The sequence below is a fragment of the Pseudomonas sp. B21-010 genome, assembly GCF_024749325.1.
In the GTDB taxonomy this organism is placed as follows: domain Bacteria; phylum Pseudomonadota; class Gammaproteobacteria; order Pseudomonadales; family Pseudomonadaceae; genus Aquipseudomonas; species Aquipseudomonas kilonensis.
Genome location: NZ_CP087198.1, coordinates 5,390,062 through 5,404,881 on the forward strand (window position 1 = coordinate 5,390,062; position 14,820 = coordinate 5,404,881).

Annotated in this window: 16 protein-coding genes and 1 pseudogene; 7 read left to right on the forward strand and 10 right to left on the reverse strand. The window is 59.3% G+C overall.

Features of this window, described 5'->3' with window-relative positions; all coding sequences use genetic code 11:
- Positions 1 to 10 precede the first annotated feature (10 nt).
- The 3 genes from LOY50_RS23995 to LOY50_RS24005 are packed head-to-tail and all read right to left on the reverse strand — an operon-like array spanning position 11 to position 1,337.
- The gene (locus LOY50_RS23995) at positions 11 to 475 is read right to left on the reverse strand and encodes a MarR family winged helix-turn-helix transcriptional regulator (protein ID WP_258689365.1); all 465 of its coding nucleotides are present in this window, start codon (positions 473 to 475) and stop codon (positions 11 to 13) included.
- Entirely contained in the window at positions 472 to 909 is a 438-nt protein-coding gene (locus LOY50_RS24000; RefSeq protein ID WP_253478156.1) for an EVE domain-containing protein, read from the reverse strand. Before LOY50_RS24000 ends, LOY50_RS23995 begins: the two co-directional genes overlap by 4 nt.
- Entirely contained in the window at positions 906 to 1,337 is a 432-nt protein-coding gene (locus LOY50_RS24005) for an SRPBCC family protein (RefSeq protein ID WP_253478159.1), read from the reverse strand. The genes LOY50_RS24000 and LOY50_RS24005 overlap by 4 nt, the downstream gene beginning before the upstream one ends.
- A gap of 312 nt (positions 1,338 to 1,649) precedes the next feature.
- On the opposite strand from LOY50_RS24005, the gene LOY50_RS24010 reads away from it, so the two are divergent.
- From LOY50_RS24010 to LOY50_RS29205, 6 genes are all read left to right on the forward strand, one after another.
- On the forward strand, positions 1,650 to 2,366 hold the full coding sequence (locus LOY50_RS24010; RefSeq protein WP_253478161.1) for a TetR/AcrR family transcriptional regulator: 717 nt from the start codon (positions 1,650 to 1,652) through the stop codon (positions 2,364 to 2,366).
- 5 nt (positions 2,367 to 2,371) lie between these two features.
- Positions 2,372 to 2,818 (forward strand): hypothetical protein, encoded by a 447-nt coding sequence (locus LOY50_RS24015; protein ID WP_258689366.1) that lies wholly within the window; start codon positions 2,372 to 2,374, stop codon positions 2,816 to 2,818.
- Between the two features lie 45 nt (positions 2,819 to 2,863).
- A complete protein-coding gene (locus tag LOY50_RS24020; protein ID WP_258689367.1) occupies positions 2,864 to 4,216 on the forward strand; it encodes an AarF/ABC1/UbiB kinase family protein in 1,353 nt (450 codons plus the stop codon).
- On the forward strand, positions 4,209 to 4,613 hold the full coding sequence (locus tag LOY50_RS24025; RefSeq protein WP_258689368.1) for a DUF6463 family protein: 405 nt from the start codon (positions 4,209 to 4,211) through the stop codon (positions 4,611 to 4,613). Before LOY50_RS24020 ends, LOY50_RS24025 begins: the two co-directional genes overlap by 8 nt.
- Before the next feature lie 54 nt (positions 4,614 to 4,667).
- Positions 4,668 to 4,967, forward strand: coding sequence for an antibiotic biosynthesis monooxygenase (locus LOY50_RS24030; protein ID WP_258689369.1), 300 nt, complete (start codon positions 4,668 to 4,670; stop codon positions 4,965 to 4,967).
- 240 nt (positions 4,968 to 5,207) lie between these two features.
- Positions 5,208 to 5,369 (forward strand): DUF3224 domain-containing protein, encoded by a 162-nt coding sequence (locus tag LOY50_RS29205; protein ID WP_408980871.1) that lies wholly within the window; start codon positions 5,208 to 5,210, stop codon positions 5,367 to 5,369.
- A gap of 425 nt (positions 5,370 to 5,794) precedes the next feature.
- Here LOY50_RS29205 and LOY50_RS24035 read toward each other — a convergent pair whose 3' ends face one another.
- From LOY50_RS24035 to LOY50_RS29215, 6 genes and pseudogenes are all read right to left on the reverse strand, one after another.
- Positions 5,795 to 5,935 carry a hypothetical protein gene (locus LOY50_RS24035; RefSeq protein ID WP_258691288.1) on the reverse strand — a complete coding sequence of 47 codons (141 nt, stop codon included), beginning with the start codon at positions 5,933 to 5,935 and terminating at the stop codon, positions 5,795 to 5,797.
- Positions 5,936 to 6,134: 199 nt separating this feature from the next.
- Positions 6,135 to 6,512, reverse strand: a complete 378-nt coding sequence (locus tag LOY50_RS24040; protein ID WP_253478176.1) for a cytochrome c — start codon at positions 6,510 to 6,512, stop codon at positions 6,135 to 6,137.
- 106 nt (positions 6,513 to 6,618) lie between these two features.
- On the reverse strand, positions 6,619 to 7,206 hold the full coding sequence (locus tag LOY50_RS24045) for a hypothetical protein (RefSeq protein WP_214512448.1): 588 nt from the start codon (positions 7,204 to 7,206) through the stop codon (positions 6,619 to 6,621).
- A gap of 4 nt (positions 7,207 to 7,210) precedes the next feature.
- Positions 7,211 to 7,654 carry a DUF3592 domain-containing protein gene (locus tag LOY50_RS24050; protein ID WP_214512447.1) on the reverse strand — a complete coding sequence of 148 codons (444 nt, stop codon included), beginning with the start codon at positions 7,652 to 7,654 and terminating at the stop codon, positions 7,211 to 7,213.
- A 131-nt stretch (positions 7,655 to 7,785) separates the two neighbouring features.
- Complete coding sequence (locus LOY50_RS29210; RefSeq protein ID WP_408980872.1) at positions 7,786 to 8,691, reverse strand: methyl-accepting chemotaxis protein; 906 nt, start codon at positions 8,689 to 8,691, stop codon at positions 7,786 to 7,788.
- A pseudogene (locus tag LOY50_RS29215) lies at positions 8,686 to 9,948 on the reverse strand (HAMP domain-containing protein); the annotation flags it as partial. The gene LOY50_RS29210 and the pseudogene LOY50_RS29215, both read right to left, overlap by 6 nt.
- A 920-nt stretch (positions 9,949 to 10,868) precedes the next feature.
- Between LOY50_RS29215 and LOY50_RS24060 the strand changes: the two are divergent.
- A complete protein-coding gene (locus tag LOY50_RS24060; protein ID WP_258689371.1) occupies positions 10,869 to 13,169 on the forward strand; it encodes a hypothetical protein in 2,301 nt (766 codons plus the stop codon).
- 263 nt (positions 13,170 to 13,432) lie between these two features.
- On the opposite strand, the gene LOY50_RS24065 is transcribed toward LOY50_RS24060, so the two are convergent.
- Complete coding sequence (locus tag LOY50_RS24065) at positions 13,433 to 14,650, reverse strand: MFS transporter (RefSeq protein ID WP_253478185.1); 1,218 nt, start codon at positions 14,648 to 14,650, stop codon at positions 13,433 to 13,435.
- Positions 14,651 to 14,820 lie beyond the last annotated feature (170 nt).

Genomic DNA, 14,820 nt, shown 5'->3' on the forward strand with positions numbered 1-14,820 from the left:
AAAGCCGTCTTTATTCTGTCAATGATTTCTTATCGAGCAGTTTTTGGAAAAGAAAGACGAGGCTGGATTGCTGCTCACCCAGAGCTGCAAAGAATTTGCGATCGACTTCCTCCACTACGACGATTGCCTTGTGTGCGATATCATGCCCCGCTTCGGAGACTGAAATAATCTTGGCCCGCGTGTCGGTAGGATGGACATCTCTTACAAACAGCCCGTTTGCAAGAAGCGCCCTGACCACCTGAGAGGTGGTCATCGGGTCGCTGCCAGTCAGTTGCGAAAGGCGCGCCTGGGTAAGCGGCTCTTGTGAACCGAACCAGGTGGTGACTGCAAGCATGACAAACTGAGTATGGGTCAGGCCCAACGGCTGCAAAGCAGCGCGCTGCTCGCGCTGCCAGGTGTTGGAGATGCGCCAGAGCAAAAAACCTGGACTATCTGACGGTCCGCTATGGCTGGTTGGCAGCGGTTTCGACTTCATCGGTTACGCCTCAGCTCAGCCAGATCTACATCCATTGCGCTGGCAATCAAGCGAATATCTTTTTCGGTCAGTGGAATCAAACCGCGTCTAAGCACAATGCCCCAGTTTGGCGGGAAACACAGGTCCAGATCTCCACGCAATTTTTCCAGGGGTACTTCTTGTGCCACGGCATATCGAACCCGGCGACGAAACGGCACGAACCCCTCGCCCATATCGAATTCGAACACCTCATCGTCCTGGATTTCCCCCAAGGCTGTGAAGGCTTTCAGCGGCGCACCGTGCATCTCAACAGTCGGGGAGTAATAAACGAAAATATCGCCCTTCTTCATCTTGCGTAGAGGCTGGACCTTGCCGTGACAGACCTGCGCAAAGCCGCCCTCCACACCTCGCCAGACGTGTGAGCGCGATACAACACCCAGCCACGCCTGGCTCATACGCTCACCGTACTTTCTGCGCGGGCCACCAGTGCACGCAGGACTTCAGGAAAGTCGGAAGACACTTGCGCGCAGATATCCTCGGCGCCCTCTCCCGCGACATCAATCGAATAGGCGATTGAGTGGTTGCCATTCGGGAGCGCAATGATTTCGTGCTTGACGCGAACGGTTACATCGCCAAGCAGGGTTTCATCCGTAAACCCAATCGGCGCATTGACCTCGACCAGCTGCGACTTGATAACCTCCTGGTCAGGCAACACCATCGTCATCCACACACCCTCGACGAACGGGCCGTCAAGCACGCATGAATAGACACCTGCGTTCCAGTCCTTCCATAGGTGAACGGCTTCAAAAAAATCCCAGACTGTTGCCGCAGGTGCGCTGGTTTCGTGACGGTATGAAGCACTGGCGTGCACGCGATTGGACATGTCGACTCCTTTTTGTAAGTGAACTTATCATAAGCGCACATACAATAATCATCAACCGAATAACGCACATGAGGAAGCGCGCTAGCGGTCGCTATCCGACGCAAAGCATCGTGGGCCGATCTTCCGGGCCTGTACCCAGCGATGCCACCGACAGCAAAGAAGCGACTTTCACGCGCGTCGGTGGGGCCTGCGCAGCCTTGAGAAACATCGTCTGCAGAGTGTGATCCGCGCTTGGCCTTTCAGATAAAACGATACAAACTATCGATAATCACGTGTATATTCTCGATTAAATGATAGTGAGTATATAAATCTATGAAACCCAAGCAGCAGCAAAACCAGCGGCTTCTCCTGCAGGCCGCTGTCGAGTTGATGTCGGTGCACGGCTTCGACGGCACCAGCATGAAGCAGATCGCCCGTGCTGCCGGCCTGGGCGATGCCACCATCTACAAGTACTTTTCCACGAAGGAAAAGCTGGTACTGGGCTATTTCGAGCAGGCCCTGGCCGACGCCCTCGCCGAGACCCTGTCTACGGCTGGGTTCGACAATTTCAGCCTGCAAGAACGCCTGCAGCGTCTCGTCGATGCGCTGTTGGAACTGTTGCTGCCCGATCGCGAGTTCGTGGCCCTCGCCCGAGCCCTGGTGGGTAAGTCGCCGATGTTATTGATGGGCGATACCCTGCCGGGCAAGCGCGCCATCAAGGAGGCCGTGACCGGGTTTCTCGAGGCCGCCGAGGCCGACGGCAGCATCGCCGCCTGCGACTTCAAGCCGCTTATTGGCGGCCTTTTCGCCGACTACCTGTTCACGGTGGTGGTCTATTGGCTCAACGACAGCTCGGACGAGTTCTCCGACACCACCCGGCTGGTCGACCTCACCCTGGCGGTGCTGGCGCAGACCCTGGAAAGCGGCCTGCTCAACAAGCTGTCGGATCTGGGCGGGTTTCTGCTGCGCAGCCAGTTCTCGCGCCTGATGCAGAACGGCTCGTCGCTGATCGAATTGGTCAAGCTCGCCCGTCCGCTGGTCAAGCGCTGATGGACATGGGAAATCCCCTCAACCCGATGCTGGTGCTGGCCGCCGGCCTCAGTGCAGTAGCCTCGTTGCTGCATCTGATGATCATCCTCGGTGGCGGGCCCTGGTACCGGTTTTTCGGCGCAGGCGAACGTTTTGCCCGTGCGGCAGACGCCGGCCGGGTGTATCCGTCCCTGGTGACGGCCGGCATCGCGGCGGTGCTGGGGCTGTGGGCGGCCTATGCCCTGGCGGCAGGTGGACTCCGTCTGGCGCTGCCTTGGGTGCCCCAGGTGATGTGCGCGCTGACGGCCGTCTACCTGGTGCGCGGCCTGGCCATAGTTCCGCTGATACTGTTCAGCCGGGCCGCTGTCACGCCGTTCCTGCTGTGGAGCTCGGGGGTGTGCATGCTGGTCGGGCTGGTGCATCTGGTCGGGTTGTACCAGGCCTGGCCACGGATGATCGGGGCTTCTGTATGAGCTGCCGTCGCCCCCTCACTGACATGCCGCACCGAAGGAAGTCCCATGGCCACTGATCCCAAACTCCGCACCGGGCGTATGGCCCGGGGCGCCATCACCGGCCTGGCCGTCGCCCAGGCCGGCGTGGCCCACCTGGGTCACCTGGTGCGCCGCAAACCGGCACCGGGTGAAGTCGATGCGCGCCAAGCCGAACATGAAGCCGAATTGGGTCGCATCCTCTTTGGTGCCCTCAACCAGCTCAAGGGCACGGCGCTCAAGGCCTCGCAACTGCTGAGCATGGAAGCCAGCCTGCTGCCGGAGGGGGTGCGCCGCGAGTTGGCGCGCGGCTTCCACCAGGCCACGCCACTCAACCGAGCCCTGGTGCATAAAGTCTTCCGCCAGGAGTTCTCGCGGGACGCCGACGACCTGTTCCAGCGCTTCGACCCGCAGGCCTTCGCCGCGGCCAGTCTCGGCCAGGTCCACCATGGCGAGCTGCACGGTGGCGAACGGGTGGTGGTCAAGGTGCAATACCCCGGCATCGCGGCCTCCATCGGCAGTGACATGGGCCTGATCCGCCACCTGCTGCAGGGCCTACGGCTGACGTCCGACCTGCTGCCCGGCCACGACATCGTCGACCGGATCATGACCGACATCGAACACAGGCTGGCCGAGGAAGTCGACTACACCCATGAGGCCGGACAGTTGCAATGGTTCGGCGAGCATGCGCAGCTGGCGGATGTGGTGGTACCGCAGCCGGTGCTCAGCCACACCACCCGGCGCGTGCTGACCATGCAGGCGGTGGGCGGCCTGCACCTCGATGCCTGGCTGGCCACCCAACCCGCCCAGGCGGCGCGCAACCGTGCGGGCCAGTGCTTATTCGACTGGTTTATGCACAGCGTGTTCGGATGGCATCGGTTGAATGCCGATCCTCATCCCGGCAATTTCCTGTTTATGCCGGATGGCCAGTTAGGGGTGATCGATTTCGGCTGCACCAAGCCGTTGTCGCCGGCCTTTACCGACAGGATCGCCCGGGTCTGGTGTATAGGCCTGAGTGAGGTGGCGGGTGGCGACAGCACACCGCTGCGCCAGGCCTATGTCGATCTCGGCCTGATCTCGCCCAGCCTGTCGGATGCCGATTTCGAACAGCAGCTGATGCCGGCCCTCGCCGCGATACGGACCTGGCAGATCGAGCCGTTCCGGCAGGCCCGCTTCGACTTCGCGAACCGCTCTGCCTTTCCGGTCTTGACGGCCGCACATCGCCAGGTCCTCACACGAGCCCTGATCGCCGTGCCACCGGAGCTGCCGTATTTCGACCGGGCATTCCTGGGCATCAACCAGCTGCTGAAAACCCTGGGCGCCGAGGTGGTCACCATAACCCCCTGGATCCATTCATCCTTCAAGGAGTCACGTCATGTCTGAGCGCTCTCACACCCCCAGGGCCTGGATTGGCCATTGTTTGATGGGGGTTGCCGTCCTGCACACCTTCGCCGCCGGATTCATGTTTGCCGACCCACTGCTCGACATCCTCCACCTTGGGATTTTCGACAGCATCAACCGCGATCCGCGCAAGGGAGTGGCAGTGTGGTTCGTGATGTTCGGTGTGCTGCTTGCCCTGCTGGCGCTGACCGTGACCTCGCTCGAACGGTGCGATGACACGGCCACGCTGCATGCGGTGGGTGTCGGCATGCTGCTGCTCGCGGCCCTGGGCATCGTGCTGATGCCCATGTCCGGCGTCTGGCTGGCCATCCCGCCGGGTATCGCCTTGCTGACGAGACGTCGCGTCGAGGCGGCCGGCGTGTCGCCGAGGGGTGCATGAGCAAGTTTTTTTGTATCTCAGTCATTCATTTTTCAACTTCACAGGAAATCCAACATGTTCGCCAGAGTCATGACTATTCAGATCCAATCCGGGAAGCTTGAGGAAGCCACCGCCGTCTACCGCGACTACGTGCTCCCGGTAGCCAGGCAGCAGAAGGGTTTCGTCAGCGCCTTGCTGTTGACCGATGCGAGGAGCGGAAAAGCCGTTTCGACCACTGTCTGGGAGACGGAGGCCAACCAGAATGCCGATGCGGCCAACGGCTATATCCAACGCGAGCTGGCCAGGATCGGCACCCTGATAGTCGCCCCGCCGACCCAGGAGGCGTTCGAAGTCAGCGTGCACACCTACAGCTGAAACCGACAATGCGAGGGGCTCCGGGGGTGGGCAGCCACCGGATATCTGTATGTTTATCTGGAAGATGTCCTTATGCGCCTGTCACGCACCAGGCTAGTGATATCGCGCAACTGCTGCCGCATAGGTGGCAACTGGTGTTATCAGGCGGAACGAGGTTCCCGGCGCATCAGACCACCACATTCCCTTACTACGATGAAAGAGCTAAATCCCCATGAAAACGACTGTTAGCTGCACGTTTAGATAACTGGCTGGGACGAGAAGCCGTCTCAAGAACTTGAGGAAACTCCGAAGCTCTCACACGCCAAAGTCACGCAGTCCTATGCTGGCGCCATCGAGAGAACAAGTAGCGTCGAATACCTCATGTCTTATTACGTTGACGGCACAGCTCTTGGGACGGTCTGAAGTAGTCAGCGATTTTTAATGCCCTCCTTGGTTGAGGTTCAGGTAGCTTTGGATTCGAGCCAAAGATCGAGATCATGCTCAAACCAGCCCACTACCCCACCACCGCTTAATTGCACGGAAGCTGGGGTGACAGCCGACCTGGCTTTTTTGCGAACGCGTTTTTCCTGTGGGAGCGAGCCTGCTCGCGAAGGCGGTTTCACGGCCAATGAAGATATTGGATGTGCCGGCCTCTTCGCGAGCAAGCTAGCTCCCACAGTGGTTTTGTGTTGAACATAAATTTTTTGTTCACTGGAGATTGAATGTGGGAGCGAGCTTGCTCGCGATAGCGGTGGTTCAGTTGCAATGATGTTGGATGTGCCGACGTCATCGCGAGCAGGCTCGCTCCCACAGGGGAAACGCGGTCCCACCAAGAACCAGGTCGGCTATCAGGCCGCCTCGCGGTGGACGTTGATCTCGGGCGCCCCGTTAACCACGCTGGCCGAACGCAGGCATTGTGCAGTGGGCATCCCGGCATGGATGCCGGGATAGCCGCGCTGGGCCATGGATGGCCCTTCGCGGCGGCCCACGGAGCAATGCCTTCGTTCAGGCACACCGAGCCTAGGCGAGGTGCCGAGTGGTGGGGCAAAGCGCTTTTGGTTACTTTTGGCTGGTCCGGCTCCCGGCTCTTCCAAAAGTGACCCGCTGTAAGAGCGGAACCGCCAGTAGCCCTTACCGCAGAAACGGATATACCCACCATCCCAAACCGCTTCTATCGCACTCAAGAGATCATCGACTCTTTGAAATCACACCCCCCATATACTGATTCAAATCGCGAAAATCCTGAACACTCCAAGGATGCGGCGATAGCTTCACACCATTCTCTCGCAAGGTCCTCGGAATCAAATCCCCATTGGGTCGCAGTATTATCGACGACACAATGACACCCGGATAATCACTCAGTCGTTTCTTGAAAGCAGACGTTGTAAGGTCAGGCGTAGGAGGATTGCTTTTATGAGCCAACGGCCCTGTCCCCTTGATATCTGCGCCGTGACACATGGCACATCTCTGTAAATAGAGATTTTTCCCATTGGCACTATCCGCAAAGGATAGTGATGTTTGAATGAGCGATAAAAACCCTAGCGAAGCGATGACTAATATTTTCATTATGCTTTCGGCACATGCCATTTTTTATGGGCGCAACGCCCTGCGGGAACAAACTCATTCCCACAGGATTTAGATGCCGGGATTGTTGTCTGTTCGCACAATCTGACTAGAACAGGTAGCCCATGTAGATCGCCGCGCCACCACCAGCCTGCAAGCCAGCGTTCATCCCGGCCATGACCACCGCGCCCTTGGCCGAACGCGCCAGTTGCCGGTTGACTGTGGTCGAAGCAATGAGCGAGGTTGCCGGGTTGGAACTCAGGACCACCGACAACGCCAGCAACTTGGGATCGAGCCCGAACAGCAGCGCTGTAGCCGAACCGCCGATCCCCAGGCCCAAGCCCACTTCGGTATACATGCAAGGGCCGGTGATGTCGTCACTGGTCAGGTCGCGATCGACCAGGGCGTCGCTGACAAACACTCTGCCAACGCTGTAAAAAGACTCCGCCGCACCGGCCGCACTGACGCCCTTCCCCTTGATCTGGATATTGATCTTGCCGAAACGCGGCAGCCTGGCGCCAAACCCGACACCCACGCCGACCCCGCCATAGCGGTAGCTGACGTCTTCGCCCTGGGGCGAGCGCAGGATAATCGAGCCACCACTGCCAGCCACCATGACCACGGTCAGGCCACCACCGCTAGCGGTCTGGTACTGCCAGCGACTCTCATTAACCGGAAGTGGGATGTTGTAGCTCATACGTTCAAAGTCCTTTATGTGAATGAACCGCATCGCGACCGCGTTGGCGGGTGGCTTTCAGCAGACCGACAAGGGTGAAGAACAGCCCCATGGCACCCAACATCACTGGTGTCCCCCACAGTGCACCTCGATCCACGACGAGGGGGTTGGCGGCCGGCTGCTCGGGCAAATAATAAACTCGCACCGGCTGCCCCGGCTCATAGCCGAAGATGAAGCCACCCTGGGGGTAGGAAATTTTTTCACCTTTGCCAGTGGTGAACGCGATTTCGGGGTGAGAACCACCGGCGTTCAGCCTACTAACGATGCCATCGGCGGTCTGTGCACGGGCGAGGAAGTCGCGACGGTCGAGGGTGAGATTGACGGCAATGCCCAGCAAGCCAATGCCAATCAGCGCAAAAAGCAGGCCCAGCAGTATCGTCCCGATGCGTGACGGGGTGTCGTTAGCCATAGCTTGTCCCGGTATTCATCCATGAAAGAAGGCGGCGAGGATAACAAAAAGCCTGCTATGCCGTAATGCTGTTCATTCGAGGTTTGTGACCGCCGTGGCAAGGGAACTTGCTCCCTCGCCACGGACGCCCATTAGCCTCTTTTGACTTTGAAGCGTCCCAACACCCGCTGCATCAGCGAGGCTCGCTCCGAAAGGTCCTTGGCCGCCACGGCGCACTCTTGCGAGTTCGACTGGTTTTTCTGCGTCACTTCGTCGATCTGCTCAAGCCCGATGCTGGCCTGCTGCAAACCTGAAGCCTGCTCGCTGGAGGCCTGGTAGATCAGCGAAACCAGGCTCGACACCGCACCGGTTCCACTGACGATGTTCTTCAGCGATTCGGCGGTCCGGCCGGCGATGATCATGCCGCGTTGGGTCTTGCTCGAGGAATCGGCGATCAGCGCGGCAGTCTGCTGGGCGGCCTCGGCACTGCGGGCGGCCAGGCTACGTACTTCGTCGGCCACCACGGCAAAACCGCGCCCAAGCTCACCAGCCCGGGCAGCTTCGATCGCCGCGTTCAAGGCCAGCAGGTTGGTTTGTGCGGCAATGTTGTCGATGGTGGTGATGATCGCCGTGATGTCCTTGCCCGAGTTGTCGATTTCGGCCATGGCGGCAATCAGTTCGCTCATCAATTTGTCGCTTTCCCCGGCATCGGCCCGCGAGGCCTGGGATTGCTCATCGGCCTTCTTGGCGTTGGCGGCATTGTCCCGGGTCTGAGCGGCCATCTGCGTCATCACCGCGCTGATTTCGGTGATGGACGAGGCGGAATTGGAAGCCCCGTCGGAGAGTGACTGACTCAAGTCGGTGACCTGCGCCGAGCTGCCAGTGATCTGGGTGGCGCTGACTTGAACCTCGGAAATCAGCTGGTTCAGGTTGCTGACCATTTTCTCCAACGACTTGCCAAGGGTGTCATGGGGCGAAGACAAGCGGACCTCCAGATCCAGGTCACCTTCGGAAATGCGCTCGGCCACCCGCACCTGCCGTTGCAGGCTTTCAGACATGTCGTTGAGGGCTGCAGACAACTGCCCAACCTCATCCTCGGATTTCTGCACCAGGCGACGAGAGAAATCTCCCAGGCTGATGGTCGCTGCCAAGGCGGCGGCTTCGCGAATCGGCCCAACGATTTTTGCCGCGGCATACCACAGGGCGGCCAGGGCCAACAACGAAATGACCAACCCTACCGATACCTGCCAGATGCTGTTGTTGAGGCTGCGCGCCTGCAGTTCCTGCTCCAGGGCGATGGCCTGGCTCATGACCACAGCCTTGGGCAGGCGAATCAACACCGCCCAGGGCTTGCCCGTGCGACCGAGCGCAATGGGCATCAGCACTTCGATGTTCTGTGTTTGCGCATTGAGCAGGCCATCACCCCGACCGCCCTGGATATCGCGGAGCACTTTTTCCCAGGAGTCAGGCAACAAGGCCTTGATCGGCTGGCCAATCAGGTCGGTCCGCTGGCTGTCCGCGACCACCAAGCCCTGGTTACTCAAGATCGAAACCGTGCCTTTGCCGCCGTAGAGATCGGCAGACATCTGCTCGCTGAGTTTCTGGATAAACGCGATATCGAAGTCAGCCCCGACCACACCGTAGAACTTGCCGTTGGACACGATGGGCACCGACAAGGTGGTCAGCCAGACGTTTTTACCCTGGACCACATAAGGAATGGGGTCCAGCACGCTTTCCTTGAGGGTGTCGCGCGGGCCGCTGTACCAGCCGCCCTTGGGCACACCGTTGGGATGACGGTCCGGGGAGTCATACTCGACCAATGGCTGCACCGCGACGTGGCCATCGGCGCTGCGCGTCCAGTAAGGCGTGAAGCGCCCGGTCAGCGGGTTATTGCCATCCTCTGCATTGCGGAACGCCGGATCCTGCCCATCCAACGCATTCGGTTCCCAGCAGGAATAGGTGCCGTTGAAGTCAGGGTTATCCTTGAGGACGCTGAGCAGTACGCTGTTGATCTGTTCGCGGCCCAATACCAGGGGGCTTTGCGCGGCCTTGCTGGCGGCAAAGGCATTGGCCATGGTGCGGGCTGCATCCAGCGCATTCTGCAACTTGGCCTGGATGGCGTTGGCCCGGGATTCGGCCAGGTTCTGAATTTCCCGGATGGTTGATTTTTCAACCAGTGCGCTGACCTCGGTCGAGACATATTGCTCGTTGGCCCGGGCGCTAAAGAGCCCGTAGACAATCAGGCTGATGGATGAAACAAACAGGCATACGCCTGCCGTGACACAAATACGTGCCTGCAATGACTTGAACTTCATATCATTCCCCGCCTGATTCTATTTATGGCCAACGTCAAAAGACGGCAGCATCTAACGTGTGCACGACACGGCATAACAATCGATCACGGCTGCTACGCCGCCCCCAAGGCAAACACCTTGGAAGAACTTGGCGATACAGCTCTTTATAAGAATTTCAATATGGCAGGTGGGGGGCGCAACCCCTGTCCGCCCGCAGCGCAGAAGAGGTCGTCAAACCAAGAACCGAAGGCCTTATGTCCGCGACAATAAGGGCGATAGGTGGAAAGAATGCGAAAGCCTGCTTTTCCAGTCACCACAGGGGTCACCCTTGAATAATGCTGCAGATTCCCTTCTAACCATTAACCACAACAGCAAATTAACACGACCAACCTTTATACAAATACCCACTTAAGGCTTATACAAACCAGTACTTTAGTCGCAACAGTAACGTACTCATCAAGTACAAGATTAAAATTGAGACTCTCTCTTTGCATCGCACTGGCCACCACCCCGCAAGAGGGAGCTCAGGCAAGATATGAGCGCCGGGCTACACTTCATGCGCGTCCTGCAAGGCACAACGCTCAAGCGCCTTCTTCCGCATGGATAGGGAGATTCTCATGCACAGTCTCGCAAACTACGGATATACGAAGAGACCCGCCCCCGCCCCCGCCATTCGTGCAGTGCTGCCAGCCACTGGCGACATTGAACGGCACCCTCCTGGCTGAGTATTCCCTCGGCCACCTCAAGTCCGGGAGCGGTTGATTCGCTCCGGGACCTGTTCGCGACCCAACACTTGAAAAGACTTCCCGATCAATTGCATCGGCGTAGCAGGCACAGGCGCGCCGGATTCCTGGGAGCGCAGCCGTGCCCATGTACTGCCCTCTCTCACGTGCGAAAACAACCGCAAGGCGTCCACCCAATGTCGTGAAAAGGAGATCAACATGAACAACCTGAGCGATATAACGCTGGCAACATCCACCAACCCCAGCACCTTCCTCACGGTCCCGCTCGGCGATCCGGTCCAGGCTGACAACGGCAACATTCCACCCAACACGCGGATGCTGCCCGGCCAGTGGGCGGCAGCGGCCGGCAACGGCTATGTGTTGCTGCTGCAGCCTGATGGCAACCTGGTGCTGTACCAGGTCGTCACTGGCCCCGTGGCGGCCAACAGCTCGTTCACCGGTAGCGCGATCTGGGCCACGGGCACCAACAACGGTGCCTACTTCGATGTCCAGACCGATGGCAACCTGGTCCTGGGCACCAGCGACGGCAACGTGGCATGGTCGCCCTACACCAACGGCATCGACCCTCAGGAACTGCTCGTCCAGACCGACGGCAACCTCGTGCTGTACAACACCCTCAACCAAGCCTGCTGGGCCTCGAGCAGCAATCACTATCAGGTTTGGCCGCCAACTCGATGGGTCAATGTACAAAGCCGCCTCGTCGCACCCGAGAAAGGCGTGCCCTTTGTACTCACCTCCAGTTCCGACGGCGTGACGTTGAGCCCCTTCGTAGCTGGTTCGCCCAACCAGATCTGGCAAGTCACCGCCGATGGACGGCTGCTCAGTGGCCTGCTCGCCGGGTTGGTGCTGGGTCAGGATGCCGGCAGCAGTACGCCAACCAACACCACACAGAGCGTACCCGTCCCGGTCGAGCAGACCTGGCTCTGGGGAACGGGACTCGGCCCCACGGCCATCCAGAACAGCGCTTCGAACCAGTATCTGAGTGTCGACATCGCGGGGGGCTCGGTACAGATGCAAGACACCGACACCTCGAGCCAATGGTACTTCATGCCTACCACGCCCCTGGACAGCATCATGGCCTTGCCGGCGTCCGACCCGGCCTTCCCGGCCTTTACGCCTGACCAACAGGCTGTCTATGACTGGATCAACAACAAACTGGCGGCCATGAACAATCAGCCCCATTTGATCCTGCGCGAGCAGTACACCAACGGCGCCAGCACCCTGGACACTTACCGGCAAGACATGCTCGGCCTGGACTACAACGCGTTCCCAGCGCAAGTCTGGCACCCCGTAGTGGACCAGTTGAAGTTGGAGCTCAGCGCAGCGAGCGCCGTCAACAGCCTGTTCGCCTGCTATACCAGTTTCCACACCCTGTTGTTCGTGGACCAGGGGGCGCTGCTCTCCGAACTGGGTCAGGATGCCGGCTTCGAGGACGGTGACTCGACCAACATCGGCGGCATCATCCTGGCGGTGCTCTCGGGCGTCATCTACACCGTGCTCTCGGCTGAAACGATGGAAGGTGACATCAATTATTTCGCCGTCGCGGCCAACGTTCTCCAGAGCGGCATCAATGTGGCGGTCGCGGCCCAGAGTTCGAATGTTTCTCCCAGCCTGTTCCAGGTGGCCTATGCCGACCTGTGGGGGCAATTGAGCGCCACCTTCGAAGGGCTGTTGGACACTTTCGACACCATGGGAACCGCGATCCTGACCGACTGGGCCAAGCTGAAGATCAGCTATACGCTGATCGCTTCCACAGGGCCCGACGGGTTGTTCTGGAACTCCGGTGAAACCGGAAATATGGTGAAAGCCGCCAAGCAGGGTTACGTGTTGTCGGTGATGCAGATGCTGCTGCCGGCCAAATACCAGATCTACCAATATCTGGACGTCAATAACAACCCCATCGACGGTGTGCCCGCCTATGCGCAGTACATCACACCCGCGATCGACGGGACCTACTTCAAATACTGGATCGCCGATTCGACGGACTGGTCAATCTATCCGGAAGAAATCGCGCTCACCCAGGTCTGGGACAACGGCGGCTCGAAGGACAACTTCTTTAACAGCAGGAACGGTTGGGCGTTCGCCATGACGCGGCCCTACACCTACGGCGGCAATGACGCCAATTACCTGGTCATCGCGCTTACCAACCTGAGCCCGAACACGCTGGTGGCCACGGTGTTCAATCCGTCCCCCACTTCCGCCGGGCCGTCCCCACAGACCCTGTATCCCTACGAGACCGTGTTGATCGAGGCCGAAGCAGCATTTCCTGGTGGCGTAGCAATCACTCTCTCGATCTTCGACCCTTCCCGTGGCAACTACTTCGACGAGCCAATCGCCTCGTTCGATGCCTTTCAGGATTACTCTGGGTTCGCGGCCGGTAATGTACGCACCGCCAACGCCACGACGGCGGGCGACTACCAATTGTCGACACCGCTGTGCAACACGGGCGGGTTCAGGCAATACCCCGGCGCGATCCAGGCCAGTGTCTACCGTCCTTGAGGGGTGAATCGCAGGCATGACGAGCAGGAGTTCCGCTCGAAGAAAAAGCCGTGTTAGCTCCCACAACCCCATGTGGGAGCGAGCTTGCTCGCGATAGCGGAGGGTCAGTTTGCATTGATGCTGGATGTGCCGACGCCTTCGCGAGCAAGCTCGCTCCCACAGGGTTTTGTGTCGTGTGTAGATACCTTGAACACCCGAGAACACATGTGGGAGCGAGCTTGCTCGCGATAGCGATGGCTCAGCTACATCGATGCTCCCCCGCCTCAAGCCTTTCGAGTCCTCGGCAAGAAAATCGCCAACACCCCGAACAGCGGCAGGAACGAGCACAACCAGTACACATACTCGATGCCACGGATGTCCGCCAGGTGCCCCAGCAGCGCGGCGCCAATCCCGCCGAAACCGAACATCAGCCCGAAGAACACGCCGGCGATCATCCCGACATTGCCCGGCACCAGTTCCTGGGCATACACCACGATGGCCGAGAACGCCGAGGCCAGGATGAAGCCGATGACCACGCTGAGGATGCTGGTCCACAACAGGTCGACATGAGGCAGGATCAGGGTGAACGGTGCCACGCCGAGGATCGAGAACCAGATCACCGCCTTGCGCCCGATCCTGTCGCCAATCGGCCCACCGAAGAAGGTCCCCGCCGCCACTGCCCCGAGAAACAGGAACAGGTGCAATTGCGAAGAGGCCACCGACAGGTCGAACTTTTCGATCAGGTAGAACGTGAAATAGCTGGTGAAACTGGCCATGTAGAAATACTTGGAAAACACCAGCAGCCCCAGCACCACCAGCGCACTCAAGACCCGGCCTCTGGATAGGCCATGTGTGGCCGCCTGGCCTTGCTTGAGCTTGAACAGGTTCAGGTGGTTGGCGTACCAACGGCTGATGCGGTACAGCACGAACAGCGCAAACAAGGCGAACAACCCGAACCAGGCCACATTGCCTTGCCCATAAGGAATGATGATCGCCGCCGCCAGCAGCGGGCCAAAGGCTGAGCCGGCGTTACCGCCCACCTGGAACGTCGATTGCGCCAGCCCGTAACGGCCGCCCGAGGCCAATCGCGCCACCCGCGACGCTTCCGGGTGAAAGGTCGACGAGCCAATGCCGATCAATGCCGCCGCCAACAGGATCAAGGCAAAACTGCCGACCATGGACATCATCACAATGCCGATCAGCGTGCACACCGTCCCGGCCGGCAGCAGCCAGGGCTTGGGGTGCCGGTCAGTGTGATAGCCGACCCAAGGCTGCAACAAAGAGGCGGTCAACTGGAACGTCAGCGTGATCAAGCCAACCTGAGTGAACGTCAGGCCATAGCTGTCCTTGAGCATTGGATAAATCGAGGGCAGCACGGCCTGGATCAAGTCGTTGATCAAGTGCGCCAGCGCCACGGCGCCGATGATCCGCATAACCAACGGGCTGCTTTGCGCAGTGGCGGCAATGGGTGGGATCTCGGCCTGGGTATTGCTGATAGCCATGGGAGTTTCCATACGACAGAGGGTGCACACGGGCAGGTGCGTCAATGTGCCATTTTTCGGTGCAGCAAGACTATCCCCTTAGCTAGCTATCGACCTCGAAAAATTGTCGAAATCCAAGGTGATAGCCCTACGCCATGGTCTGAATCTTGCCTTGTTAATGGCCTACGACG